24 protein-coding genes are annotated in these 25271 nt (G+C 36.0%); 6 read left to right on the top strand and 18 right to left on the bottom strand.

All coding sequences use genetic code 11. From position 1 onward, the window contains the following. Positions 1–9: 9 nt before the first annotated feature. From IO90_RS16685 to IO90_RS16660, 6 genes are all read right to left on the bottom strand, one after another. Positions 10–2907, bottom strand: coding sequence for a reprolysin-like metallopeptidase (locus IO90_RS16685; protein ID WP_034969940.1), 2898 nt, complete (start codon positions 2905–2907; stop codon positions 10–12). Positions 2908–3010: 103 nt separating this feature from the next. Continuing rightward, positions 3011–4999, bottom strand: a complete 1989-nt coding sequence (locus tag IO90_RS16680; RefSeq protein ID WP_034969937.1) for a beta strand repeat-containing protein — start codon at positions 4997–4999, stop codon at positions 3011–3013. A 119-nt stretch (positions 5000–5118) separates the two neighbouring features. Further along, positions 5119–6549 carry a GEVED domain-containing protein gene (locus IO90_RS16675; protein WP_034969933.1) on the bottom strand — a complete coding sequence of 477 codons (1431 nt, stop codon included), beginning with the start codon at positions 6547–6549 and terminating at the stop codon, positions 5119–5121. Between the two features lie 154 nt (positions 6550–6703). Continuing rightward, on the bottom strand, positions 6704–7786 hold the full coding sequence (locus IO90_RS16670; protein ID WP_131450908.1) for a hypothetical protein: 1083 nt from the start codon (positions 7784–7786) through the stop codon (positions 6704–6706). A 1-nt stretch (position 7787) separates the two neighbouring features. Beyond that, on the bottom strand, positions 7788–9269 hold the full coding sequence (locus IO90_RS18525) for a helix-turn-helix domain-containing protein (protein WP_051878872.1): 1482 nt from the start codon (positions 9267–9269) through the stop codon (positions 7788–7790). Positions 9270–9355: 86 nt separating this feature from the next. Further along, positions 9356–9703, bottom strand: coding sequence for a winged helix-turn-helix transcriptional regulator (locus IO90_RS16660; protein ID WP_034969925.1), 348 nt, complete (start codon positions 9701–9703; stop codon positions 9356–9358). Positions 9704–9885: 182 nt separating this feature from the next. Here IO90_RS16660 and IO90_RS16655 point away from each other — a divergent pair, with 182 nt between their 5' ends. After that, positions 9886–10518 carry a nitroreductase family protein gene (locus IO90_RS16655; protein ID WP_034969921.1) on the top strand — a complete coding sequence of 211 codons (633 nt, stop codon included), beginning with the start codon at positions 9886–9888 and terminating at the stop codon, positions 10516–10518. 67 nt (positions 10519–10585) lie between these two features. On the opposite strand, the gene IO90_RS16650 is transcribed toward IO90_RS16655, so the two are convergent. From IO90_RS16650 to IO90_RS16635, 4 genes are all read right to left on the bottom strand, one after another. Beyond that, the gene (locus IO90_RS16650; protein ID WP_034969917.1) at positions 10586–11977 is read right to left on the bottom strand and encodes a decarboxylase; all 1392 of its coding nucleotides are present in this window, start codon (positions 11975–11977) and stop codon (positions 10586–10588) included. Positions 11978–12181: 204 nt separating this feature from the next. Further along, positions 12182–12832 carry a thiamine diphosphokinase gene (locus IO90_RS16645; protein WP_185094391.1) on the bottom strand — a complete coding sequence of 217 codons (651 nt, stop codon included), beginning with the start codon at positions 12830–12832 and terminating at the stop codon, positions 12182–12184. Position 12833: 1 nt separating this feature from the next. Further along, entirely contained in the window at positions 12834–13088 is a 255-nt protein-coding gene (locus IO90_RS16640) for a hypothetical protein (RefSeq protein WP_131450907.1), read from the bottom strand. A 123-nt stretch (positions 13089–13211) separates the two neighbouring features. Continuing rightward, positions 13212–13784 carry a cob(I)yrinic acid a,c-diamide adenosyltransferase gene (locus IO90_RS16635; protein ID WP_034969908.1) on the bottom strand — a complete coding sequence of 191 codons (573 nt, stop codon included), beginning with the start codon at positions 13782–13784 and terminating at the stop codon, positions 13212–13214. Positions 13785–14033: 249 nt separating this feature from the next. Between IO90_RS16635 and IO90_RS16630 the strand changes: the two genes are divergently transcribed. Both IO90_RS16630 and IO90_RS16625 read left to right on the top strand, forming a co-directional pair. Next, a complete protein-coding gene (locus tag IO90_RS16630; RefSeq protein WP_051878909.1) occupies positions 14034–15761 on the top strand; it encodes an ABC transporter ATP-binding protein in 1728 nt (575 codons plus the stop codon). Positions 15762–16071: 310 nt separating this feature from the next. Further along, positions 16072–17028 carry a helix-turn-helix transcriptional regulator gene (locus IO90_RS16625; RefSeq protein ID WP_034969901.1) on the top strand — a complete coding sequence of 319 codons (957 nt, stop codon included), beginning with the start codon at positions 16072–16074 and terminating at the stop codon, positions 17026–17028. A 48-nt stretch (positions 17029–17076) separates the two neighbouring features. On the opposite strand, the gene IO90_RS16620 is transcribed toward IO90_RS16625, so the two are convergent. The 4 genes from IO90_RS16620 to lptB form a co-directional block, all read right to left on the bottom strand. Then, complete coding sequence (locus IO90_RS16620) at positions 17077–17391, bottom strand: putative quinol monooxygenase (RefSeq protein WP_034969897.1); 315 nt, start codon at positions 17389–17391, stop codon at positions 17077–17079. A 21-nt stretch (positions 17392–17412) separates the two neighbouring features. Beyond that, positions 17413–17892 (bottom strand): DinB family protein, encoded by a 480-nt coding sequence (locus tag IO90_RS16615; protein ID WP_034969893.1) that lies wholly within the window; start codon positions 17890–17892, stop codon positions 17413–17415. 83 nt (positions 17893–17975) lie between these two features. After that, on the bottom strand, positions 17976–18875 hold the full coding sequence (locus IO90_RS16610; protein WP_034969889.1) for a hypothetical protein: 900 nt from the start codon (positions 18873–18875) through the stop codon (positions 17976–17978). 29 nt (positions 18876–18904) lie between these two features. After that, positions 18905–19633: an LPS export ABC transporter ATP-binding protein gene (gene lptB, locus IO90_RS16605; protein ID WP_034969887.1), complete on the bottom strand. Its 729-nt coding sequence runs from the start codon at positions 19631–19633 to the stop codon at positions 18905–18907. A gap of 251 nt (positions 19634–19884) precedes the next feature. On the opposite strand from lptB, the gene IO90_RS16600 reads away from it, so the two are divergent. Then, the gene (locus tag IO90_RS16600; protein ID WP_034969886.1) at positions 19885–20655 is read left to right on the top strand and encodes a TrmH family RNA methyltransferase; all 771 of its coding nucleotides are present in this window, start codon (positions 19885–19887) and stop codon (positions 20653–20655) included. Positions 20656–20706: 51 nt separating this feature from the next. Here IO90_RS16600 and IO90_RS16595 read toward each other — a convergent pair whose 3' ends face one another. After that, the gene (locus IO90_RS16595; protein ID WP_034969884.1) at positions 20707–20919 is read right to left on the bottom strand and encodes a hypothetical protein; all 213 of its coding nucleotides are present in this window, start codon (positions 20917–20919) and stop codon (positions 20707–20709) included. 201 nt (positions 20920–21120) lie between these two features. Between IO90_RS16595 and IO90_RS16590 the strand changes: the two genes are divergently transcribed. Further along, a complete protein-coding gene (locus tag IO90_RS16590) occupies positions 21121–22164 on the top strand; it encodes a hypothetical protein (protein WP_316931192.1) in 1044 nt (347 codons plus the stop codon). Continuing rightward, positions 22148–22744: a hypothetical protein gene (locus IO90_RS16585; RefSeq protein WP_051878867.1), complete on the top strand. Its 597-nt coding sequence runs from the start codon at positions 22148–22150 to the stop codon at positions 22742–22744. The genes IO90_RS16590 and IO90_RS16585 overlap by 17 nt, the downstream gene beginning before the upstream one ends. A 32-nt stretch (positions 22745–22776) precedes the next feature. Here the strand turns inward: IO90_RS16585 and IO90_RS16580 are convergent, their stop codons facing one another. The 3 genes from IO90_RS16580 to IO90_RS16570 all read right to left on the bottom strand — a co-directional run bounded on the left by IO90_RS16580 (position 22777) and on the right by IO90_RS16570 (position 25103). Next, entirely contained in the window at positions 22777–23013 is a 237-nt protein-coding gene (locus IO90_RS16580; RefSeq protein ID WP_034969877.1) for a hypothetical protein, read from the bottom strand. A 168-nt stretch (positions 23014–23181) separates the two neighbouring features. Next, positions 23182–23751 carry a 5-formyltetrahydrofolate cyclo-ligase gene (locus IO90_RS16575; RefSeq protein WP_034969873.1) on the bottom strand — a complete coding sequence of 190 codons (570 nt, stop codon included), beginning with the start codon at positions 23749–23751 and terminating at the stop codon, positions 23182–23184. Between the two features lie 8 nt (positions 23752–23759). Next, positions 23760–25103: a rhodanese-related sulfurtransferase gene (locus IO90_RS16570; RefSeq protein WP_034969870.1), complete on the bottom strand. Its 1344-nt coding sequence runs from the start codon at positions 25101–25103 to the stop codon at positions 23760–23762. Positions 25104–25271: the final 168 nt, after the last annotated feature.

Below are 25271 nucleotides of genomic sequence, written 5' to 3'. Positions count from 1 at the left end.
TGATAAAATTTACTTCTTGATAATTTTTGTAGTTTCTGTTTCACCTTCGATCGTCGTTTTCACAAAGTAAACACCTGAGGGAAGCTTAGCAAGGTCAATAATGTTTGAATTCTTTGTTTCCTGCAATAATTGCCCGGTTGTGCTGTAAACCGAGATTTGATTGACTTTTTTGTCAGAAGAAACTGTCAGGATGTCTTTGACCGGATTTGGATAATATTTAATTGAAATCTTATCAACATCCGTAACACCCAAAGTTCCAACATTCAACGTGTAATCTTCCACTTGACCGTAATATGAATTTCCGCAAGGCGTTTCGTTCGGATTTGAAATGGCGCCGTAAAGCCTCACTCTCATTTTTGTTCTTCCTGCGAGAATTGACGTTGGAATCGTAATCGTTCCCCGCCAAGGTGACGTCCCATAACTCGTTGTCAAAACCTTTTCTCCAGCATCATTGAAATCTCCGTCTTGGTTAAGATCCATCCAAACAATAACTTGATCATAATCTGCAGAACCTGTAGTAGATGAAGCTGTAAAATTGTAAATCTGACCAGGCGCTACATTGCCGATCACATTAGAAAAATCTTCGTAACCTGCATTGGAAGTAGAGTTATTATTAATATTGGAAAAAGTCACATTGGCAATTTTCTCTGACATCAAATAAGTAGCTCCAGCGTTGCAATAGTTGTGAGCTCCGGTAAAAAATGTTGTATTTGCATAAGTTCCAATTGTACTGTTGCAAACCGCCGAAACACCCACGTCATACGATTTATTGATCTCCAATTGTGATAACGTGTAACTATTGGTTGTGATATTATTAATTTCCGTCCAATTGCTATCGGTGGATTTCTTGTATCTTAAAGTGTAAGTCGCATTCGCCACCAGATCCCAATCGATTTTCGCTGAGTTTTGCGTAATGTTACTAATCATCAAACTCGTTGGAGCCGTTCCGTCACAAGCCAAAATACTGGAAACGGCAACATTTGCAACGGCATAGAAAACGTTATCAATGGCTGAAACTCTCACGACGATATCTTGATTGGCAGAAACAGATGAGAAGTCTAAAGATTCTGAACCGTCATTCGGTGTTGAAGGAATTATAACATTCCAAGTTGCACCTTGATCTGTGGTGTAATCTATCTTGACGTTCGCAACATTGTAAGGAGCAAGATTCGTCTTTGCAATATCCCAAGCAACCTCGCTCAAAGCATTATTATAAACCTTGTCGGTCAAGACTTTAAATGGTCCATCACTTCCAACAATAATTGTTTGTGAGCCTGCTGCAGTCTGTTGTTGCGTAATATCTGGCTTGTTATCTCTTACCAAAACTTTAAAAGTCAACATTCTTTCCACATTAGAAACGGCTTCCCAATCTGTAGCGCTGTAAAGATTTCCATTGATCACATTACTCAATTTTGGAAAATATCTGGATGGCGAGGTGGATGCCACAAGTGATCTGAATTTTGGACCTGATGTATTATCGCCAGTAACAGTTGTAATTTCTGACTTTGCCAAATCGTATTGTTCCCAGCTGTACGTGAGCACATCATTTTCAGAGTCGGTTGCATTGGCTGTTAGAACAAATGCAGTTCCTTTCGGGATGGTTTTGTCTGGTAAAGACGCAACAACCGGTGGATTATTATCAATACTAATGATAGTCCCACAAGTTTGAGAATTGACGTAAACTTGAGCCTGTTCTACGCTTCTTGTATGAAAATAGGAATCTGAAAAATTTTGTACGTTCGAGTTCGTTATTCCTGCATAACCCATAATCGTAGAACCAGAGCCCGGTTCCATCTGCGCAGATTCGTTAGGTGTTGCTTGCAATGCAAAAGAATAAGTATGATCCGCGCCAAACTGATGTCCCATCTCGTGAGCCACAAGATCGATATCAAAACGTTCACCTTCTGGTCCGCCTGACCTTGGCGTGCTAAAAGCTGAACCTTTAGAAGTTGCATCATTATTGTTGGCTGGATTCTTACATACGTTCCCAACACCGCCAGCATTCCCAGAACCGCCAGCTCTTCCGAAGAGATGCCCAATATCATAAGCACCATTTCCAATAACTGAGGTCAAAGTCCGTTGCAGTTCTAAATTCCAAGCACCACCAATTCCAACATTTGCATTGGAATAAGGATCTGTAGCTGGATTTGTGTAAATCAATTGGGGGAAATCCTGTACATCGAGGTGGATTGCAAAATCCTTTTCGAAAACGCCATTCACCCGAGTGATCGTTGCATTGATTGCAGAAAATGCCTGAGGCAGACCTCCAAAATATTGTGTGTATTCGCCAATCACAGAAATAGCCAATCTGTAAGTTCTGTATTTTTTGTCACTGGCTTTGCCGAAGTCTGTTGCAACATTTGAAAAGTTGGAACCTTCTCCCAATTTCTCGATCTGTTTTTTACTAATGTCAGATTCCAATGTAGAACAAGAGAAAGCGTGATCTCCTTGTTGTTTCTCAGTTTTTGGGAAGACGCCGTAAACTGTTTTTTCTTTGTTTAACGGCTCGATGAACTCGTACCGACCATCTTTAAACATCATCGACTGCAGATCATACGGCGAAACGCTGAATCTCACATAAGTTGTCGGATCTCCAATTTTCAATCCAACGTAAGACCCTAATTGATAACGATCTGCCAAAGATTTCTCTACAACAGGCAAACTAAAAACTTCGAATCTTTCAATTTTTCCGTCCAAAGTTGGAAGTTCGATAATGATTGGCTTGCTATTTTTACCTGTTTTTTCCGCTGTAGAAAGTTGAGACCTGATAGCTTTCAAATCAAGAGAATAGAAATTGGAAGCTTTTGTTTCTTTGGATTGCGTTGCCTTCATCGATCTCGGGCTCCATTGAGCAAAACCTAATATCAGACCGGAACAAACAGAAAGAACAGTGAATATTTTCTTCATATTAAATTTAAAAAATATTAATGATAATCATTTCAAACCCTAAAAAAACGAGGCCTTTCAAAGATCAGCCTCGTCTCGTTTAAATAATTATGATGAATTAAATTTATTTCTTAATAACCTTGGTCATTTCTACTTTTCCTTCAATCGTTGTTTTTACAAAATAAACACCTGAGGAAAGTTTTGTAAGATTGATGACGTTAGAATTTTTTGCTTCTTGAATCAATTGCCCGCCGACATTATAAACCGAAATCTGATTTACTTTTTTGTCAGAAGAAACAGTCAAAACATCATTCACAGGATTTGGATAAACTTGAACTTTTGCTTTGTTTGCCACATCATTCACGGCCATTGTTTCAATCGTAAATTCGTCCGCACCAATATCCGGCGTCGTTGCATTTCTGGCTTCATCATCAATATCAACTGTAACATCTGTTAACGTAACTCCTTTGTTATCAATCGCTAAATTCTCAATATCTTGAGTCAAATGAAGATCTGTATTGGAAACAAATCGTGGAAGCACTTCTATGGAATTGTTGTTTCCACCTAAGATACTTTTCATTCCCGCAATATCCGTGTAAGCAGGCGGACCTCCAGGCGTTTGTCCCAAAGCAGGTCCAGAACTGTAATAGATGTTATTTTCTATGTTTGAATATATTGTACTAACTGGCGTCGTGGACATTGCGAAAGCTGGGACTGCAGCATCTGCAAGGTTTGTCACAAAAATGTTATTTCTAAGATCGATAGCACCTGCAGTAGTAACACCAGAAGTCACGCTGAAAGCGATAGGAAGACCTCTATTGGTTCCATCATTCTGAGTTTCTGTCAAATAAACCGAATTGTTGTAAATCTTATATCCAGATCCTGCATTGACCATAATTCCACCAGTGTAAGTTCCAGAACCTGTATTAGCCGCAAAACTTGATATTTTTGAAATGAAATTATTGCTAACTAATGTATTAGATGCTGTTCCACTACCCAATATGATTGCTTGCGCACCGTAGCCAACTGTAGTTGCTGTCCTGTTTCCTACCAGATTACTGATCTCATTTTGGCTTATCACAGTACCCGCAGTATTTGAGCTAGTCCCGACAGTGATACCAGTAACAGAACTATTGAATCCATTACTGTACAAGTTTGAAATTTTGTTTCGTAGAATTTTGTTTGAAGATGGAACACCACCAAATCCAGCATTCGTGAAAATTTGAATCCCTGTTGCACTTCCACCTCCAGCATTATTGACACCGATGTTATCTATGATATTATCAGAAATCGTTGAGTTCATAGTTCCAATAGCCAGCCACATTCCTCTTTTTGATTCGTTGGTTGTATTTTCAAAATTCCCGATCTTGTTCTCCGAAACAGTCACACCATCTGTTCCGCCTAGGTAAATCCCTAAAAATCTGTTGCAATTTTCTCCGCTTGTTGACAGATCATTTTTTGAGATGATGGAATTCGCACCATTTCCAGTGGCAGAAACAGCAAGGAAATAAATCCCCTGATAAGACCTCTGAACAGAATTATTTTCTATTTTAATGTTATTGAAATATCCAGCTGTTGCAGTTGCAGAACCAGTTCCGTTTGCTACGACGATTCCGTAACCAGCAGATTTGATGCTATTGATGACGTTGGTATTTTTCAAAGTTACATTGGACAACGGATTTGCAACATCGCCAGATCCTAACACCACAACTTGTGCGCCCGTGGTAAAACTATTGACGATACTAAGGTTTTTAGAATCCGAACCATCGTTGCTTCCATCTATCGTAACATTACTTCCAAGAATTCTTAGAACAGCACCAGGCGCAGAAGCATTCGTGATAGAAGCTGTTACGCCCGCAGCTGGTTTCAAAACAACGGATGAGAAATTAGAAGTTCCAGTGCTTCTGTTCAAAATCGCCGTGGCAGTTTCTGAAGTATTTGCAGTGATCGTAATATTAATTGCACCTTGATGCGTCCCAGCATTGATGGCATCGAAAGCACCTTTGACAGTAGTGTAAGTAGCAGTTCCCGTTCCGGAGGTAGCCGCCACATCTACTTGTGCAAAAATTGATGTTCCCACAAAAAGTGGCAAAAACAGTATAGATTTTTTCATATAAGTTAGTTATATTAATAGTTAAAGTTGGGCAATAAAAATCCGGCTACTGATAAAGTAGAACTTGACATTAGCCGGAAAAGTTTTTTAATTTTTTTTGAAGAATTTTGTGTTTAGTATTATTTCTTGATCACTTTGGAAGTCTCGGTTTTTCCATCCACATCCGTTGTAATAACATAAACACCAGCAGAAAGATTACTCATATTGACAGTATTTGCATTCTGTGCAGTTTTTACCAATTGTCCGTTTGCATTGTAGACAGAGATGGAGTTCACTTTTTTATTAGAAGAAACAGTCAAGACATCTTTTACAGGATTTGGATAAAGCTGTACTTTGCTGAATGAAGTTTCATTGGTTGCCAACGCTTCTTTTACATTCAATGTATAATCTTCGACTTGTCCATTATTATAATTTCCGCAAGCGCCAGTCGGCCAGAACATTGCGAAAGTAGAAGGCGAATTAACTTTCAAAAGTCTGAGTCTTGTATTTCCAACCACTGCATTTTCAGGAACTTTGATTGTCAATTCTGCTGAAATGTCATCCATTCCCGTACTTCCTTTTACAAATCCAATTCTGTGGATCTCATTCTCGTTATCCAGGATTCCGTTTTGATTCCAATCGATGAAAGCCGTGAATGTGCTCACTTTCCAAGAACCGGTCGTATTACCTTTCACAGTCATTTTGTACTCTTTACCTCTTTCGATATTTCCAACTTTTGAAAGGAAGTTTTCGTAAGAACTGCTTGCGTTAGGGTCAGAAACATTAGTCAAATCAGCAAATGTAACAGATGTGATCGGCTCAGAAACAGTTGCGCTAACGCCACAATATGATGACGTGCTTGGGTTATTTGGAAGAACTCTGATTTTCGTACTTCCTTTAAGACCTTCTCCAGACCAATCGTTATAACTTATGCTCCAGTTACCTTCCACAGCTTGAAGAGGAACCATCCCAGCGGGAGCAAAAAGTTTAGAATTACTATTGAAGGCTATATCCAGTTCTCCGTTTTCATCAGCAAACATCTCCTCATCTTTGTTGAGTTCCCAAGCACCAGACGCAGGATCACCAACATTAATTTTCACTTGTCCATAAGGAACCAAATTTTTAACTTTTACGGTAGAACCAGATGCAAAATTCATCATTTTGAATTCTACCGGTGTTGCAGTCCCCGTAATAACGTTTTTAGGATCTTTGACAACAATATAATTTCCGGTTACCGTTTTTCCAGAAGCATCTTCAACATTTAGCGTGTAATTTCCCAACGGAGAAGTATTGGTCCAACCATTGAATTGGAAAGTGATATTTCCTGTAGCATCTGTTGTAGAAGTTAAAGACCTCAAACCACCTTGAGGATCTACTGACGTAAATTTGATTGTCGCGTTAGAAGCAAAACCACTTCCAGTAACCTTGATACCGTAAGCCCAATACCAATATTCCAAAATACTGTTTTCAGGTGCAGGATTATTAGGTACGGTTGTATCTATAGCAATAGTTTGTGCAGACAGCATTCCCGATAAAAGCAACGATGCAAGAAAAGCGTTTTTCAATTTCATATTTTCTGATTTTAATTATAAACCAAATGTACCTATGAAATTTCTAAAAATAAAACTATTGATGTTAGGAATTATAGAATTTACACGATTATTGACACCGTTTTTACATTTTTAAAACACTAACAATCAAACAATTAAATCGAAAAAAGATTATTTAATGATAATTTGAGGATTTCAGCTGATTTATCTTTTTTCTGATGTAAAATAAGCTACCGATCGTAAATAAAATTATTAAAATGACAAACAAATAGAATTTATTTTGATTATTATCAAACTCATCATTTTGCGATTCTATATTTTTTTTAAGCAGATCCGAGAAAGATCTTGTCTCGATTTCATCATTTTCTAAGATGTTTTTTTCGAGCTTTCTGTTGTAATTGAAATATTGTTCGGCGTTGTTTTGATCCAAATAATTTTGACTTAAAGCATCATAAACTTCTGTCAGAATTCCAATATTTGGACTTTGTCCAATTTGCTTTTCTGTTTCTAAAAGAATTGCATTTGCGCTTTTGTAATCTTTCTTTTTCTCATATGTAAATGCCAAACCGACTTTTGCGTACGACGTAACTTCCGTCATTTTACTAAGTTCTGAAACACCGATAACTTCTTGAAATATAGCTTCTGCCTCATCCAATTTTCCAATATCAAGCAAAGAATATCCCTTTTGAATCTTGGTAATATTTCGATTTAGAACACTGCTTCTGTCATCAATTTTATTATAGGCATCAATTGCTTTATCAAAATAAGTAATTGCAAATGCCGGATCTAAATTATCTTTGTAAATCAATGCTTTAACAAAATAAATATTAGCAGTCATCTGATTCAGAGATGCATCATTCAGAAAATCAATGATAGTCTCAGCCCTGTTCAGATGATTGATCGCTTTTTTATTAAGTTTCAAGATATAATACTGATTACCAATGAATCCCAACGTATTCACCATCATTACGGAATCTTTGGCTTTTTGAGAAATGTCCAACGCTTCAAAACCGGATTTCAACGCTGTAGAAGATAAATGTTTTACAGAATATGCGCTTCCTTTTGCTAGAAGAAGTTTGCTTTTCAATCGGTCGTCATTGAGTTTCGGTTCTATCTTTTTCGCCACTATCAAAGCAGAATCCGGATCCAAAAAAGCCAATCTATCAACTTCTATGATCTGTTTTTCCAATTTGGATTCAGATTGCGAGAAACCAAGAATGGAAATTAATAAAAACAAGACGTACAAACTTTTCTTCATATCATCTGTTTTTAAGTTCATCGATAAACTGCGACGGGCTTTTCCCAGTCACATTCTTAAAAATAGTCGTGAAAGTTGTACGCGAGGCAAAACCAGCTTCTTCCGCAAGATAACTTGTCTTATATTGCAGATATTCAGGATTTTGAATTAATTTTTCAACGATATAGTTGACTCTCAATTCATTCAAATAATTATTGAAATTCTTTCCTTTATGCTTATTGATGACTTCTGACAAATACTTGGAATTCGTGTTCATCCGCTTGGCCAACACTGATAAAGAAAGATTTGGATCTCTCACATCTTTGCTTTTTTCAAACGATTCTAGATTGGAAAGAATCAGATTCTCAGTCTTTTCTGGAATTGTAAACACGTGACTTGCTTGGAAATCTTTCAGCTGATCGCTCAGTTTTTGCTCATATTCTTTGGAAATATTTTCCTTTTCGAATTCTACCGTTGCAACATTCGCCTTACTCTTAATCACAAAATAATATATCAAACTGACAATCAAAGACAAAGCACCAATTATAATTAAGAATAACAACCATAAACTCTGAACTCTCTTTTGCTCATTAATCTTGGAGTTTTCTTTTTGATCGATGAGATTGATGACATTCACACGCGCTTCTTGCTTATCCGATACAGAAGCTTTTAAAAGTTTTATATACTCTTTTCTGGTCTCGAAACAATCTGCAGAACCGCTTTCACAAACCACATTCGACAATTCTTTGTAAAGGTCGAGATAGAAAATATCGGATTTATAATTGGGAAATTGTGCTTTCAATTTTGAAAAATCAGCAACTCCAAATTCACCTTTTTTTATTTTAGATTTCGAGTCTATCAAAGCTGATAAAAATTGAAAATAAATTTCTGAATTACCAAAATTAAGCTTTGGACTGTTTTCCATACTTGATTTAACAACCTGAATGCGAGATTGGTACGAAGAATCAAGATTACTTTCGGCACTGACATTGGTTTTGATTTTCGCCAGACTTTCCTTATATTTTCCTTGATGATAGAGTTTTAGAATCTCCAATTCTTTTTTCCAAAGTTCAACTGTCTTTTTCTCCTCCTCATTCAGAGATTTCGAAAGTTGATCAAGATCTTTGATAACGTATTGGTATTCATCAAAAAAACCAAGAACTAAATACACCTTTCCGATCAGAGTTTCATTCTTCGCTTTCAGGAAATCATTGTCAACGCTTTGTGAAATTCTATCCGCCGAAATCAATTTTACAACCGCATCGTTGTATCTTCGAAGATCAAAATAAATTTCGGCTTGTAGAAGCCAGGCATTATAAACATCTTCCGTGGTTCCAAAACTTTGATTGGAAACAATATATTGTGATGCTTTGATTGCTTTTTCCGGGTCAGAATACATCAATGATTTCACATCTTTTGTCAGATTCTGAGCATCAGTTATTTGGGCATTCGCACTTACTGCAAACCCCAAGAACAATATCAAAGAAAACAATCTGACCAGCATTTTAAGAAAAAATCAAAGACAAGCATTAAAGATAAAAAATTCTGAGATCAATCCAATTTTAAAAATTAATTTAGATCAAAATTAGATTAATTTTCCAACGCTTTTCCGAGAATCGTCTTCCGATGCTGGACGCCCCAATCCGCAAGATTTTCGATGACTTTTTTCAACGTGTAGCCGTATTCTGTCAGTTCATATTCCACACTTATTGGTTGCGTATTGAGAACTGTTCTTTTCACTAATTGATTCTCTTCCAGATCTTTCAATTCACTGCTCAGCATTTTTGCAGAGACACCCTCAATTTCTTTTTGAATGTCCGAAAACCTCAACTTGCTGTAACACAGCGCGGCAATGATATGGATTTTCCATCTCCCTTTCAAAACATCCATTGTATCCTGAACGGCCAACATATTGGTTTTACAGCATTTTATTTTCATAAATTTTTAATTTCTCAAATTTAGATTTAATATCATATGATAAGAAATCGTATTTTAAAATTACACAATTATCTAATTATCAATCCCGTAACTTTTTATTGATAGTAACTTTTCGTAACCTCATTACAAAAATAAACTTTTCTTGCTTAACTTTGTACTCTCAATTTAAAAAATCATTGAAAATGAGTTTATTAGAAGATTTGAACTGGCGCTACGCAACAAAGAAAATGAACGGCGAACCCGTTCCTCAAGATAAAGTAGATTACATCGTGGAGGCGGCTAGATTGGCGCCTTCATCATCTGGTTTGCAACCTTACAGATTATTCGTCATCACCAACAGAGAATTATTGGAGAAAATTCAGCCAATCGCTTATGGTCAAGCTCAGATTACAGATGGTTCTCACCTTTTGTTCTGGGCAGCTTGGGACGGCTATTCTCACAACAGCATTTCTGAAGTTTTCGAAAAAACGACTGCAGAAAGAGGAATTCCAACAGAAGCGATGGACGATTACAAAGCGAGACTTTGGGGAATGTACGAGCCTCTTGGAAGCGAATGGCACGCAACGCACGCTGCAAAACAAGCATACATCTCTTTCGGATTGGCAATCGCTGCCGCCGCTGAACAAAAAGTGGACGCAACACCAATGGAAGGTTTTGATATGAATGCGCTTGACGAACTTTTAGGTTTAAGAGAAAAAGGTCTTAAAAGCGTTGTGATTCTACCTTTAGGCTACAGAGACACAAGCGGAGACTGGCTGGTAAATCTGAAAAAATACAGAACACCAAACGAAGAATTCATCACAGAAATCAAATAAAAAAAAGCGGAAATTAATTCCGCTTTTTTTGTCTATTATCTCTTATCTAAAAGTCTATTCTCTAGAATTAATAGCCTAATAATTTAAGAACATCTTCGGGCCTTTGCTCCTCACGGAAAAGCTCGTAAGTCAGATTCCCATCCTCATCTTTATCAATCAAAATATGTTTTGGCTGAGGCATCAAACAATGGTGAACACCGCCATAACCGCCAATCGTTTCCTGATAAGCACCTGTATGGAAAAATCCGATGTACAAAGATTTTGTCTCATTGAAAACCGGAAGGTAAATTGCATTCGTATGTTGCTCAGAATTGTAGTAATCATCTGAATCACAAGTCAATCCACCAAGAAAAACCCTTTCGTAGGAATCCTCCCAACGATTCAATGGCAACATTATGAAGTGACGTGAAATCGCCCAAGTGTCCGGCAAAGTTGTCATAAAAGAGGAATCAATCATATTCCATTTTTCTCTGTCATTCTGACGTTTCTGAGAAATAATTTTATATAAATGTCCACCACTTTCTCCAACGGTAAAACTTCCAAATTCTGTATAGATGTTTGGTTCCTCAACACCTTCTTCCTCACAGAATTTCTTGATTTGAGACACAATCTCATTGACCATATATTGATAGTCGTAATCGAAATTAAGTGACGTTTTGATTGGAAAACCACCACCAATATTAAGTGAATCCACTTCTGGCGCAATTTTTTTCAATCTTGCATAAACGCGGAGACATTTGTACAATTCATTCCAATAATAAGCCGTGTCTTTGATTCCAGTGTTGATGAAAAAGTGAAGCATTTTCAGCCTTGCATTCGGATGTTCAGCGATTTTTTGGCTGTAATATGGGATGATATCTTTGTATCCGATTCCTAATCTTGAGGTATAAAATTCGAACTTCGGCTCTTCCTCAGAAGCAATTCTGATTCCGATGTCAAAAGTTCTGTCGATGCTTTCTGTCAGCTTATCGAGCTCTCTGTAATTATCCAGAATTGGTGTGATATTTTCGAAACCGCTGTTGATTAAATCTGAGATTTTAGTCAAATAATCATCAGTTTTGAAACCGTTGCAAATCACTTCGATACTTTTATCTACTTTTCCTTTGTCATAAAGGGATTTCACGATGTCCATATCGTAAGCCGAAGACGTTTCCAAGCTGATATCATTCTTCAATGCTTCTTCTACAACGAATGCAAAATGACTGGACTTCGTGCAGTAGCAATATCTGTAGGTTTTTTGGTAATCGTTCTTTTCAAAAGCTTCTTTGAACCAGAATTTTGCCCTTTCAATATTCTGAGAAATTTTTGGTAAATAATTGAACTTCAAAGGAGTTCCGAATTTTTCCACAACTTCCATCAGGTTGATATCGTGGAATTTCAGATTATTCTCTTCTACATTGAATTCTTCTGTAGGAAAATAAAGCGTTTGGTCAATTAGTTCAGAATATTTTATTTTCATTTCCGGCTAAAAAAAGTTAATTGTTTTACGGTACAAAAATGATTAAAAAAACTGAATTTCTACGTTAATAATTCTATAAAAAAATGATGATGATATTTTAACGCAAAGGCGCAGGAAAATTTAAAATCACAAATCGTAATAAGTCGCAAATCAAGCATCACCAAATATTCCAATTGGCGACTTGTAATTGATGAATGAAAGATGTTAGTCCGCCTTTGCGTTAGATTTTTCCCCAACAAAAATCAGCAAATCACCTTCTTTATATTTAATGGAAACCTCCTGATTCTCTGCAATATTCCTTGTTCCAATTCTTTCACCAAGAATCAAATCTTCTTTGTACAAAGGCCATTTCAAACCTTTAGTTTCAATATTCTTAGCAATTGGAAACGGCATCAACGAAATCATTTTGTCCTTCACATCAGAAATTGAGAATTCTTTTGGAATAAAATAATAGGATGAATAATTATCAAAAAATCTAAGATTCACTTTATTTTTAAAGAAAAAAGCGACGCTCAAGTTCCCAAGAAAATGGTCTTGCTCACCTCCACTTGCACCATAAACATCGATATCTTCAAAACCTTTTTCAAGAATAATTTCTATTGCTTTGTGAAAATCCGTTTTATTTTGGTCAGGCGTTTCGATGATTTCAAAACCGTGAACTTCGGATTGAAGAATTTCCTCGTCATTTGAATGAGAATCAAAATCGCCCGAAATAAAATCCAACTTATCCAAAGGAAAATTCAATTCCTTCAAATAATGAAAAGCGCCGTCTGTACAAGCTATCAACTCATAATCTGACAGATTTGGAAATTCCTTTGGCGGTTCGCCGTTGATGAAAAGTAGGGCTTTTTTCATTTTATAAATCATTGGACTTTTTAGGAAAAACCAAATTATACAAAAGTAATAAACCTCCTGCAATTTCTAAAATTGTTCCTATTAGTAATAATTGACTTGCTGAAATTCCGAAGAAACTCCAATGTGTAATTTTGAAAAATACACCAACCGAACTGATTACAATCCCAATAATTATAATAAAAACATTAATTAAATTTTTATTTCTCATTATTCTTTTTATGTTTCCATTTGAAGAAAAAGCCTTTTGGAGTTTCATTAGTTGGTTTAGAAACCTTACAAGAAGTTAGAAGACTTGCTCCAATTAGTATTAGAATCAGTTTTTTCATCGCGTTTTTTAAAAAAAATTTAATTAAAATTCAATAAGCTTTTGTGGTTAAAATCATTTTCTATCATTAGGATTCCAATATTCCTCCGGCTCATTATTCAACTTCGAAACATATCTCGCCAAAACAAAAAGATAATCCGACAAACGATTCAAATATTTGATTAATTCTGCTCGCACTTCTTCGGATTGATTAAGGAAAACCAAACTACGTTCTGCTCTTCTACAAACCGTTCGCGCCACGTGAAGAAACGTCGATGCTTTTCCACCGCCAGGCAAAATGAAATATTGCAAAGGTTCCACTTTCTCTTCCATCGCATCCATCCAAGTTTCCAATTCTTCGATTTCGTTGTCTGAAATCACCAATGGCAATCTGGCTTTTCCATTCGCCAAAAACAATTTATCAATCGGTGTTGAAGCTTCGGAACCGACCGTGAACAAATCAAATTGAATTTTTTTAAGTTGAGAAATGACAGCTTCGTCATCAATGTGTGATTTTGCAACGCCAATGTTCGCATTCAGCTCATCGATGTTGCCGTAAGATTCCACTCTCGCGCTGGCTTTGGAGATTCTGCTTCCGCCGTAAAGTCCGGTTTCGCCTTTGTCGCCGGTTTTTGTATATATTTTCATTCTGAAATATTATCTGATAAAATTAAACTTTTTATTTTTGAACCACATAGGCACAATAGAATTTTAAAACAATTTTTTCTAAAAGTTCAAATAGCTATTTAAACTTAATTCTGCTAAGCATTTTCTATGTGTCTATGTGGTTTTTAAATTAATTCTTAAATTGCTGTAATGAAAAAGCCATTTCAAAAAACCACCAATCTTATTCATATTTATCAGCAGTTGCGACGCTTCATCAAGCCTTACCGAATGATGATTTTCGTGACTTTGGCTTTGACTTTTATCGGCGCATTATTCGCTCAGGTCAATCCCTTGGTTTTGAAATACACGGTGGATGAAGTGACCAAACTGACGCAACTTCCCAATCCGATGGAACAAGGAATTCACGTTCTGACTTTGATTTCAATTATCCTTTTGGGGAAAGAATTGGCGAATATTTTCATCCAATTTGGACAGAAATTTTATGGTGAAAAGATTAGAATTAATGTCAGTTCAGAACTCGCACAAGAAGCTATCAACAAAATCCTGACTTACCGAATCGCCTATTACAACGACGAAAATCACGAATCCGGAAAACTTCAAATCCGAATCGACAGGGGAATTGAGAGCTTAACAAAACTCGTTCAGAATTTTTTCATCGATATTCTTCCGCTTTTTTCGACGGCGATTATTGCGCTGATTGTGATGTATATGCAGAATGTTTACGTCGGTTTGGTCTCAACTTTTGTGATTCCAATTTATTTTTATGTCACATCAAGACAGGCGAAAAAATTAGGAAACGTCAGACGAACACTCAGAAATCAGCGTGAGCAAAAAACGTCCGGACTTTTGAATCTGATTAATTCCATAATGGTCATAAAAAGTTTTGTCCGAGAAAAATTTGAAGGAAGCAAGCAATACAATCTTCAGATGAAGCTGATGGAAAGCCAGCTTTACACGAGGCGAACCAGTTTTATTTATGACGGTTTGAAGACATTCATCGAGCAATTCGGTGTTGTTTTGATTATCCTTTTGACGGTTTATCTCGTGCTCGACCAGCAGATGACGATTGGTGCGATTATGCTTCACATTATGCTGTTCAACAACGTTTCTGCGCCTATTCGCCAGCTTCACAGGATTTATGATGATATGAATGACGCCTTCATTTACGCCGAAGGTTATTTTGAAATCCTGAACGCCGACGAAGAAACCGAACCAAACGGAACCATAAACAATATCCCCATCAAAGGAAACTTCGAAATCAAGAATGTGGATTTCACTTATCCAAACGGGATGAAAGCACTCCACAATGTTTCCCTCAAAATCGAAAACGGAAAAACGACCGCTTTGGTTGGACTCAGTGGCGCAGGAAAATCGACAATCATCAATTTGCTTTGTAAATTTTACGAACCAGATTCGGGCGAAATCCTTTTAGATGGGAATAATCTGAATGATTTTGACAATGATTATCTGCGAGATGACCTTGGTTTGGTTCTTCAAAAAAATCACATTTTCAAAGGAAGCATTGAGGATAATATCCGTTACGGAAATCTTCACGCCACATTTGACGAAATAAAAGAAGCTTCGACAAAAGCTTATCTCCACGAGCAGATTATGGATTTGCCGGAAGCTTACAACCACGACGCCACGCAACTTTCCGGAGGTCAACAACAGAGAATTGCCATCGCCAGATTATTTTTGAAAAATCCACCAATTATTTTTCTTGATGAACCAACCGCGAGTCTAGACGCCATCGCCACGGAACAAATTAAAAATTCTCTTGATGCAATAAAACAAGGACGAACAGTTGTGATAATTTCGCATTCGTTGTCGCAGATTTTGGATTCAGATATGATTTATGTGATGAAAAAAGGTGCAGTTGTGGAAAACGGAACGCACGAAGAATTGTATGAAAAAGACGGAACTTACCGGGAAATCTTCGACGCATCTGCGAGAAGTTTAAATCTTGATAGATTGGTAAAAACTTATAAAGATGAATGATATTTTAACATTAAGTTTATCAATTGCGTCGGGCTTCAGCCCGATGATAAGATAGACAATCAACTATGGCTTTAGACAAAACTTATTTTTAAATTTCGGCTAAAGCCTTTTTAAACCTATTGTTCAAAATGGGCTGAAGCCCATTTCTATTGATATTTTTAAACAACAAAGATGAATGACATTTGTAGCGAACACACTTCGACTCCGCTCAGTGTGACATCGTTAATAATTACTTTTGTCAGTCTAAGGTTCTTGAAGACTCTCAATCTGTCAGTCTGAGCGGAGTCGAAGACCTTTCAAATTAAAAATAATGAATGAAGACCATTACATAAAAAAAATAGACCGCATCACCTCGATTCTGGTGCAATTGCAAAGCAAACCGATTGTTCGCGCACAGGATTTGGCGGATAAATTTGAGGTGAGTGTCAGAACGATTTACAGAGACATTAAGACTTTGGAAAATGCAGGCATTCCGATTTTTGGGGAAGCTGGTTCGGGTTATTCTTTGGTCGATGGTTACAAACTTCCGCCTGTGATGTTTACGAAAGAGGAAGTTCTCAGTTTCATAACGGCAGAAAAACTGATGCAGAATTTTTCGCACGAAAGTCTCGGTTCTCATTATAATTCGGCGATGGAAAAAGTGAAATCTGTGCTTCGGAATTCAGAGAAAAATCTGGTGACCGATATTGAAAATCAAATCAACATCTATTCTTATCAGCCGGAAAAAACGGATTCGATTAAAAATATTATTCCGACCATTCTGGAAAGTATTTCTGAAAAAACGCAACTGAAAATCAATTATGAAAGTGCAAAAACCGAAGCTTCGGAAAGGATAATTGAAGCGGTTGGGATTTTTTATGAATTCAATTATTGGTATGTGATGGCGTTTTGTACGATGCGAAAAGATTACAGACAATTCCGTGTTGACAGAATTTTAAAAATCATTAAAACAGAAAATCCATTCCATCAAGAATATGGAAAAGTTGCAGATTACAAGCAAAAATCAAATACGGAAAAAGTCCAGGTCAAGCTTTTGGTCGAGAAGAAAATAATGCCTCACATTATGAATTCGATGAAATATTACGGCTGGATTTCCGATGAAGAAACGGAAAACGGAATGCTCATAACCTTCGAAACGAGTTGGATTGATGAGGGTTTTCCGCGCTGGTTGATTACATTTGCAGATTATGCGACGATTATTGAACCAGAATATCTCAAGGATACGATGGCTGATTTAATCCAAAATATTTCTGATAGACTAAAATAAAACCCAGCAATTGCTGGGTTCACGTTTAAACTTGGGTCAAACATTTATTTATTCAATCCCTATTCCTCCTAATATTTCAATTTCTTTGCCCTTTTCTGGTTGCTTCTCCAGAATTGGCATAGCCTTTTTTATTAGATTTCTAACTTCTTCAATATTTAATGAGTCATCGTGGTCACTTTTGCTATCCCAGATTTCTGTGATGTATATTGAATTCAAATCATTTTCTTCCTTGCCCAAAACATAAAGTTGACATCCTTTTGCAGATGAAACCATTTTTGATGCTTCCAACAAAATGGATAAAAGTTCTTCTCTATATCCTAATTTCGCAGTTAATTTACCATAATATAAATATTTACTTTTCATATCTAAGTCTATGTGTTTGATTTAAAATCTTTCCCAGAAAAACGGAGGCTCGATTCCCAAAGCTCTTAGGTAAACGTAACCTTGTCCACGATGATGAATCTCATTATCAACGAAATAAAGTACATTTTCATAAATCGGAAATTTATATTCTCCAAATAAGTTAAAAGTTTCCTGAAAACGTTCTTCTGAAATCTGACTGAAATATTCATTGATGATTTCTGTCTGCTCATCCCATTTTGCAAGGATTTCAGCTTTTGTAGTTGGCTGGAAAGCTTTCTCATCAAATTCATTGATTGTTCCATCTACAATAGATTTCAAAGCTGGTCCGCCGATGGCAATCATTTCCAAAACCAATTTCGAAAATGGTCTCATTCCACCGATTGAAAATTCGAATAAATCTTTTTCAGGAAAAGCTTCTATCACTCTTCTTGTCAGATTTCTGTGGCCTTGCCAATGGATTAAAAGTTGTTGTGAGTTGAGGACTGTAGCTGTTGCATTCATAATAGTTTGTTTTTATTAATACAAATGTAAAGCGAGGTTGTGACAGGAGTTTGTCAGGAGAGAATTGATATTTGAATAAAATTCTAAAGTATCAAAATTGAATTACTCCTCAAAATAATTTCTTTAATGAAAAAGTACAAATCATATTTGAAATCGGATTCTAAATATCCCTCATAAATATTGCTATTTAAAACGTTTATGAAAATATCTATTCCTGATAAATTATAATTTTTAGAATAAATTTCCTTTCTAATCTCCTCCAAAACATCTCTAACAATAAGAAAAGCCATAAAGTTTTCATTTGAACTACCTGAAAGTATTGTGATATATTGAATCCTCCTAAATTCTTCTTTTGCTTGTTGATAATGAGATATCAAAGAAATTTCAATTTGAGCGTTATCTTCAACATCAAAAAAATATTTTTTAATCAACTTTGTTTTTAGGAAAAATAAATTTTGTTTATAATTAATTGGTAAATCAATTCGATTTCTTAATGGAAAATTATTAGTATTATAATAAAATTTAGGAATCTCTTCTTGAACTTCAACATCTACGTTAATAGAATCAATATAATTATTAATAGGTTTTTGAATTGTTTTAGTAGCTAATCTAAAAAATATATGATACAAACGCTTAAATGTAAAAACAATAAACATTTTTGCTTTAAAATCAACAGGATGATTTTTGGTATTTGAAATTGTAAAATCGAGCCCGTTTGCTATACTAATATTCTTTGCTTGGAGAAATGCTAAAAATTTTTCAATTCCTTCCGATATGAACTCAATGGAAACTTTAGAATCTGGACCGTCATCATATAAAATGTTTATTTCAGAATTTTGATTTTGAGTTATATTTAAATCAAAGTTTATATAATAATCAGAACCGCTGATTTTATAGTCTGCAACTTTTTCAAAATAAGTCTCATCAAAACTTAAAGTTTTATGAAATTTATTTTTAAGTTCTATTTTTTTATAGAGATTCATATTTTCCAAATAAACTCTTCCAGTTAAATTTATATCTTCTCAAACCTAAAATTCTCCCCAAGATAAGCCTGTCTCACTTCCGGGTCATTCGCCAAATCCTCAGGAATTCCCTCTTTCAGGATTTTCCCTTCGAACATAATATACGTTTTGTTGGTAATCGCCAAAGTCTGCTGAACGTTGTGGTCGGTAATCAAAATCCCGATATTCTTCTCCACCAGAGACCTCACAATCTTCTGAATATCCTCCACCGCAATCGGGTCAACACCTGCAAAAGGCTCATCCAAAAGAATAAAATTTGGACTGGTCGCCAAGCAACGCGCAATTTCCGTACGGCGTCTTTCACCTCCGGAGAGCAAGTCGCCACGGTTTTTACGCACGTGTTCCAGGTGGAATTCCTCAATCAATTCATCGCATTTTTTCTGCTGTTCCTTTTTGGAAAGCTTCGTCAATTGCAACACGCCCAGAATATTGTCCTCCACAGACAACTTCCGGAAAACCGATGCTTCCTGCGCCAAATAGCCGATTCCCTTTTGCGCACGTTTGTACATCGCGTCCTGCGTAATATTTTGATTATCAAGGAAAACGTTTCCTAAAGTCGGCTTTACCAATCCAACAATCATATAAAACGACGTCGTTTTCCCCGCACCATTTGGTCCCAAAAGTCCGACGATTTCGCCTTGCTGAACTTCCAATGACACGCCTTTCACCACCTTTTTCGGTCCGTATTCCTTGATTAAATTTTCTCCTCGTAAAATCATAAAACAAAGATATATATTTTTTGCTGGAAGTAGGAAGCCGGAAGTTCATCTCAATCTATTTTAATGTGGGTTTAAAATTTACAACCACATAGACACATAGACACATAGAAAAAGTATAATTTTTAATGTTAAAAAAGATAAAATAGAACTAATCTTAAAGCAATACAAAAACTATGTGCCTATGTGGTTTATAAAATTTTACATTATTAACTTAAACAGTCTTTTAATATCTTTGTGAAAAATTTCCAAAAATGCTCATCGAAAGCCTTCAAAACGAAAAGATAAAAAGACTGACCAGACTTCTAACCAAAAATCAGGAAAGAAGAAAAGCCGGCGTTTTCATCGTAGAAGGTCAGCAGGAAAACGAACGCGCCTTGGAATTCGGGAATCTTCCGGAGGAATATTACATCTGCGAAAATATCTTCAAAGGGAAATTACCAACGACAAAAATTCATTACGTCTCAGAAAAACTGTACGAGAAAATCGCTTATCGTGGAACGACAGAAGGAATCATCGGAATCTATAAATTAGAACAAAGAAACTTAGACGAGTTTAATCCGAAAAAAGATTCAGCCATCATTATTTTAGAAAGTGTAGAAAAACCAGGAAATCTTGGCGCCATCCTCAGAAGTTGCGAAGCTTTCGGAATCAATGCCTTAATCGTCACCGACCCAAAAACAGATTTTTACAACCCAAATGTCATCCGTTCCAGTGTTGGCTGTCTTTTTGGTATGAATATTTTCCAAGCGTCAAATGATGAAACTTTAGAATTCCTAAAAGTCAATGACTATCAAATTTTCACTACCTTTATGAGTGACAACGCTAGGAACATTCAGGAAAAGAATTTGAAAACAAAATCGGCAGTTTTATTCGGAACAGAACATTCCGGCTTGAGTGACTTCTGGAAACAGAAGGGAGAAAACGTCCTCATCCCAATGGCAGGCACCATCGACTCTCTGAATCTAAGCAACGCCGCAGCAATCACTTGTTACGAAATCCTAAGACAGAAATTAGAGAAATAAAAAAACCGCTTCTCGAAAGAAACGGTTTATAGATCTTAAAAAGATTTAAGATTATTTTGCAACTTTTGCAGAATCAACTTTAGCAGTTGCAGAGTCAGCAGCAACTTTTACTGAATCAACACCAGCAGTTGTAGCAGAATCAACAACAGCAACAGCAGAATCAGAGTTAAGAGAATCAGCAGAAGTAGTTTCTACGTTTTCAGTTTTTTTACAAGCTACAAGAGCAAAAGCAGCGATAGCAGCTACGAATAATGACTTTTTCATAATAATTAAATTTAAAATTGTTAGTTAATAGATTTGTTCTCATTTGAACGGGACAAAAGTACAGCGATAAATAAATTTTGTATTTGAATATTAATTGTAATATATTTGTAAAATACGGTTTACAAATAAATACATCTGAAAATCAACAAATTAAGCATTTAAAGAATTTTGACAGATATAGAATTTTTATATTTTCAATCCTTGAAAAAAGCAGTTCAAGACAAATATCTTGAAACGCATTCCCCTTCATTTGATGATATTTCGAAATGGAGAGGGATTGATATTATTTATTTTCAAGAAGACCTACGACAAAAGGCGAAAGGAAATATCAGCGAAAAAACATTTTACACGTATTTCAAGAACAATGCTCAGGAAAAGATCCCAAGAATCGATATGCTCAATATCCTTTCTATGTATGTTGGATTCAATTCTTGGTCAGAATTTCGAAAGAAAAACCCAATTGCAGAAGACAAAAAAGTTTTAGAGCCGCCTTCAAACATAGTTGTTGAAAGTGAAACCACAATTCCAGAAGCAAAAACAGCAGAAAATACAAAACCTGAAATATCTATTGACAATCAGGCTTTCGATGAAATCAATCAAAATATTAATTTCAGTAGCGAGAAACAGAATTTCCTAAAGCGATATTTGTGGTTGGGGATTTCGATTTTTCTTTTTGCAACGGTTCTAATTCTTGTATTTTATGATAATCTTTTCTATAAGAAATATACTTACGCCTTTACAGATGCAGATAGAAATTCTTCTATCAGAGGAGAACTAGACGTGAAAATCATTCGGGAAAACGAATCACCTATTCTTATAAAAGTAAAACCTAACTCTCCATTTGTCTACGAAACCAAGAGTAAGAATCTTAAAATGATTATTTCCTCACCATTTTACAGGACAGATACTGTAAAACGGGATTTGACAAGCGCTCCAGATTCAGAAAATATAGAGTTGAAACCGAATGATTATGCCATTCAACTGTATTATTATTCGAAATCAATTATTGATTTTAAGAAAAAAACAAGTGAATTAAATCGACTCATCAGCGACAACGCACTTATCTACCAAGTGGTTGACAGTGACATCTATGGCATTGAGACATTAGACAAACAAAAATACATCTCGCTGGTTACGCTTCCTACAACTTCTTTGGAAAAGCTAGAAGTGATTGATTCTCAGATGAAAAACGGAAAAATAGTAATGATTAGATTCAAAATCACAGACGATGAAAAATCAAAATAAATTTTATTGGTGGACTTTATCACTATCAATGATCATCTTGGGATTTATTTCCTGCAACAAAAAGTACGAGGGCGAAGACAACTCCCTTGAAACCATAAGAAATGCAAATAACAGAGTAACTTACACAAAATCGAGCTTGGACAGTTTACAGGCTATTAATCTGATTACTTCGCAAAAAGTTCAGGATTTGTTGGACCTGTCAACGCTTTACACATCCGGAAACAAGGATACTGAAATTGACTCCGTGATCTATACCCAAATGCAAGCACACTTTTTGAGCAAAGATTCCAACAATCTGAAACCACTTCTGAAAGAAATGGACAGCCTAAAAGTGAGATATGCTACAATCAGCAATTTGAAAACCTCCAAATCTGTGATCGAAAAAGATACTTTGGACTTCGCAGACTTCGACGTAGAATATTACGACAAGAAAAGAACTTACATCACGACGGTCAATCGGAAAGCGCAATATCTCTTGAAGGCTTCACCAGTCAAGTTTCAGAAAGAATTCAAATTTTATTTCACGAGTTTCTACAAAAAAGAAACTGATAGTATAAAAACAACAAAACCCGCTAATTAGCGGGTTTTGTTTTAATTAAATCTGGGATTTAATTATTTTTTGATAGCATCTTTAGTTGCTTTCTCGTCAGCTTTAACTTCAGCTTTAGCAGAATCAGCAGTAGCTTTTACAGAATCAACAGTAGCTGTTTCAGTAGAATCGATGGCAGCAACAGCAGAATCAGCAGTAGCGTCAACAGAGTCAACAGCAGCAGCTTCTACGTTATCAGTTTTTTTACAAGCTACAAGAGCGATAGCAGCAATAGCAGCTACAAATAATGACTTTTTCATGTTCTAAAATTTTAATTAATTATTATTATTATTGAATTGTTTCTTAATTATCGCGTTATAATTACAAGACAAAAGTAGCACCGTCTGACAAAAATCATTAAAAAATAACTTGTAATAGCTCTGTAAAACGAATTTACAATTTAACCACATTGACAATCAGATAATTAATTAAAATATTAAAATTTTATCAGGCGTAATTAAAGTATCTAATTGAACATCTTTTTCATAAACATCGCTGATAATTTCACTAGGAGGAAAGAAATTCAATCCGATTTTTTTTTCAACTTTGGAATATTCGAAAAAGAATTGGTCGTAGAAACCTTTTCCGTATCCTACTCTATTTCCTAATGCATCACAATAAAGCAAAGGTGTTAAAACATAGTCCAGCTCTACGTTTGAAGCGACATTTGAAACAGGTTCCTTGATTCCCCAACTATTAATTTCAAATTCAGAATCAGGGAAAATCTCAACCGAAACGATTTTCTCATCTTGAATTTTCGGAACAAAAACTCTGATTTTATTCTTAAAAAAATAATCGATGAAAATCTGAGTATTGACTTCATTAAACTTTTCAATAGCTAAAAAAATATTAACCTTTTGATTTTCAATAGGATTAAATTGTAAAATAAAATTTTCAAGCAGTTTTTGAGACAAAAAATTGACCTCATCTTTCGACAAGGCCATTCTTTTTGCTTTATAAAGTGCTCTAAGTTCGTTTTTTGTGAGACTTAAATTCATCTTTATTTTTATAAAATTTTATACAATTTGTCAGACAATCTTACTCTGAATGGAAGCTCAAAAGTAATTTGGTCCTCTGCTTTTGCAGTCTCAACAGAATTTCCGTTCACAACCATTTCATTAATGACAATCTCTTGTTCACCAGTTGTGGGTCCGGAAATCAAGACTGTGTCACCAACAGAAAGTTCATTCGACAGTAAAAACTGAGCAATTTGAGACTTGGTATAATAATGTTCTGCCTTTCCAATCAAGTTTTTTTTCACTTTTATCTTCTGGCGAATATCTTTTGCCTTAGCCAAAGGTTTATCGGTCAATTCCCCAGAATTTTTAAACTTCAAAGCTTCAGATTTCCCTTTTCGGAAAACTTTATTGCCAACCTGAAGTTCTTTCCTCAACGCCAATTGCTCTTCCACAGGCAAATGAATGATTTCCAAACATTCCGAAGAACAGGTATTTTCCATCACCGCTTTACAGTCATCACATTGAATAAACAACAAATGACAAGCATCATTAGCACAATTCGTGTGATTATCACAAGGTTTTCCGCACTGGTGACATTGTGCTATAACATCGTCCGTAATCCTTTCGCCTAATCTGTGGTCGAACACGAAATTCTTCCCGACAAACTTACTTTCAACACCTTCTTCCTTTACCTGACGCGCATATTCAATGATTCCGCCTTCCAATTGGTAAACATTTTTGAAACCTTGATGTTTAAAGTACGCACTCGCCTTCTCACAACGGATTCCGCCAGTACAATACATCAAAAGGTTTTTATCTTCTTTGAAATCCTGCAATTGCTCATTGATAATCGGCAAACTTTCTCGGAAATTTTCAACATCAGGCGTAATTGCGCCTTCAAAATGCCCAACTTCACTTTCATAATGATTCCTGAAATCCACCACAATCGTATCCGGATTCGCCAGCAATTCATTAAACTCCTGCGCCTTAAGATGAATTCCTTTATTCGTAACATCAAAAGTCTCGTCATTCAAACCATCCGCAACAATTTTGTTGCGAACTTTAATCGTCAACTTCAAAAACGAGTGATTATCCTGTTCCACAGCCACATTCAGACGAATGCCTTTCATAAAATCGTAAGCTTCCAACGTCTCACGAAAAGCCTCAAATTGGTCAGCAGGAACACTCATCTGAGCATTGATTCCTTCGTGCGCCACATAGATTCGGCCGAGCGCATCGAGGGCATTCCAGGCTATAAATAAATCGTCGCGAAACTTCTTTGGATTTTCAATTTTGGCATACGCATAGAAAGACAATGTAAGGCGTTCCTTACCAGCTTCATCAATAAGTCTGGCTCTTTCTTCTGCGCTTAAGGTGTTATACAGTTGCATGCTATAAACGTTTTAAGTGAGAAAAATAATGGCGCAAAGATAAGAAATTTGGACGATAGTTTTCGATTGACAGTTATCAGTATTTGGGCGTGCCCCTCGCCAATCCTAATGCCACCGCTCGGGTCGGGCTATCCGTTGCAATCTTTTCCCCTCACCAATTCCCCCGCA

The organism is Chryseobacterium sp. FH1, from assembly GCF_000735135.1.
Lineage (GTDB): Bacteria > Bacteroidota > Bacteroidia > Flavobacteriales > Weeksellaceae > Epilithonimonas.
This window is presented reverse-complemented; position numbering and strand designations above follow the sequence as displayed.

Coding starts and splice junctions, on each gene's coding strand:
- IO90_RS16595 (WP_034969884.1), bottom strand. CDS start 20,919: ATGAAAAAGTCATTATTCGTAGCTGCTATCGCTGCTTTTGCTCTTGTA.
- IO90_RS16625 (WP_034969901.1), top strand. CDS start 16,072: ATGAATGAAGACCATTACATAAAAAAAATAGACCGCATCACCTCGATT.
- IO90_RS16610 (WP_034969889.1), bottom strand. CDS start 18,875: ATGAATCTCTATAAAAAAATAGAACTTAAAAATAAATTTCATAAAACT.
- IO90_RS16575 (WP_034969873.1), bottom strand. CDS start 23,751: ATGAATTTAAGTCTCACAAAAAACGAACTTAGAGCACTTTATAAAGCA.
- IO90_RS16660 (WP_034969925.1), bottom strand. CDS start 9,703: ATGAAAATAAAATGCTGTAAAACCAATATGTTGGCCGTTCAGGATACA.
- IO90_RS16655 (WP_034969921.1), top strand. CDS start 9,886: ATGAGTTTATTAGAAGATTTGAACTGGCGCTACGCAACAAAGAAAATG.
- IO90_RS16640 (WP_131450907.1), bottom strand. CDS start 13,088: ATGAAACTCCAAAAGGCTTTTTCTTCAAATGGAAACATAAAAAGAATA.
- IO90_RS16570 (WP_034969870.1), bottom strand. CDS start 25,103: ATGCAACTGTATAACACCTTAAGCGCAGAAGAAAGAGCCAGACTTATT.
- IO90_RS16620 (WP_034969897.1), bottom strand. CDS start 17,391: ATGAAAAGTAAATATTTATATTATGGTAAATTAACTGCGAAATTAGGA.
- IO90_RS16670 (WP_131450908.1), bottom strand. CDS start 7,786: ATGAAGAAAAGTTTGTACGTCTTGTTTTTATTAATTTCCATTCTTGGT.
- IO90_RS16680 (WP_034969937.1), bottom strand. CDS start 4,999: ATGAAAAAATCTATACTGTTTTTGCCACTTTTTGTGGGAACATCAATT.
- IO90_RS16650 (WP_034969917.1), bottom strand. CDS start 11,977: ATGAAAATAAAATATTCTGAACTAATTGACCAAACGCTTTATTTTCCT.
- IO90_RS18525 (WP_051878872.1), bottom strand. CDS start 9,269: ATGCTGGTCAGATTGTTTTCTTTGATATTGTTCTTGGGGTTTGCAGTA.
- IO90_RS16685 (WP_034969940.1), bottom strand. CDS start 2,907: ATGAAGAAAATATTCACTGTTCTTTCTGTTTGTTCCGGTCTGATATTA.
- lptB (WP_034969887.1), bottom strand. CDS start 19,633: ATGATTTTACGAGGAGAAAATTTAATCAAGGAATACGGACCGAAAAAG.
- IO90_RS16635 (WP_034969908.1), bottom strand. CDS start 13,784: ATGAAAATATATACAAAAACCGGCGACAAAGGCGAAACCGGACTTTAC.
- IO90_RS16600 (WP_034969886.1), top strand. CDS start 19,885: ATGCTCATCGAAAGCCTTCAAAACGAAAAGATAAAAAGACTGACCAGA.
- IO90_RS16630 (WP_051878909.1), top strand. CDS start 14,034: ATGATTTTCGTGACTTTGGCTTTGACTTTTATCGGCGCATTATTCGCT.
- IO90_RS16645 (WP_185094391.1), bottom strand. CDS start 12,832: ATGAAAAAAGCCCTACTTTTCATCAACGGCGAACCGCCAAAGGAATTT.
- IO90_RS16675 (WP_034969933.1), bottom strand. CDS start 6,549: ATGAAATTGAAAAACGCTTTTCTTGCATCGTTGCTTTTATCGGGAATG.
- IO90_RS16615 (WP_034969893.1), bottom strand. CDS start 17,892: ATGAATGCAACAGCTACAGTCCTCAACTCACAACAACTTTTAATCCAT.
- IO90_RS16585 (WP_051878867.1), top strand. CDS start 22,148: ATGAAAAATCAAAATAAATTTTATTGGTGGACTTTATCACTATCAATG.
- IO90_RS16580 (WP_034969877.1), bottom strand. CDS start 23,013: ATGAAAAAGTCATTATTTGTAGCTGCTATTGCTGCTATCGCTCTTGTA.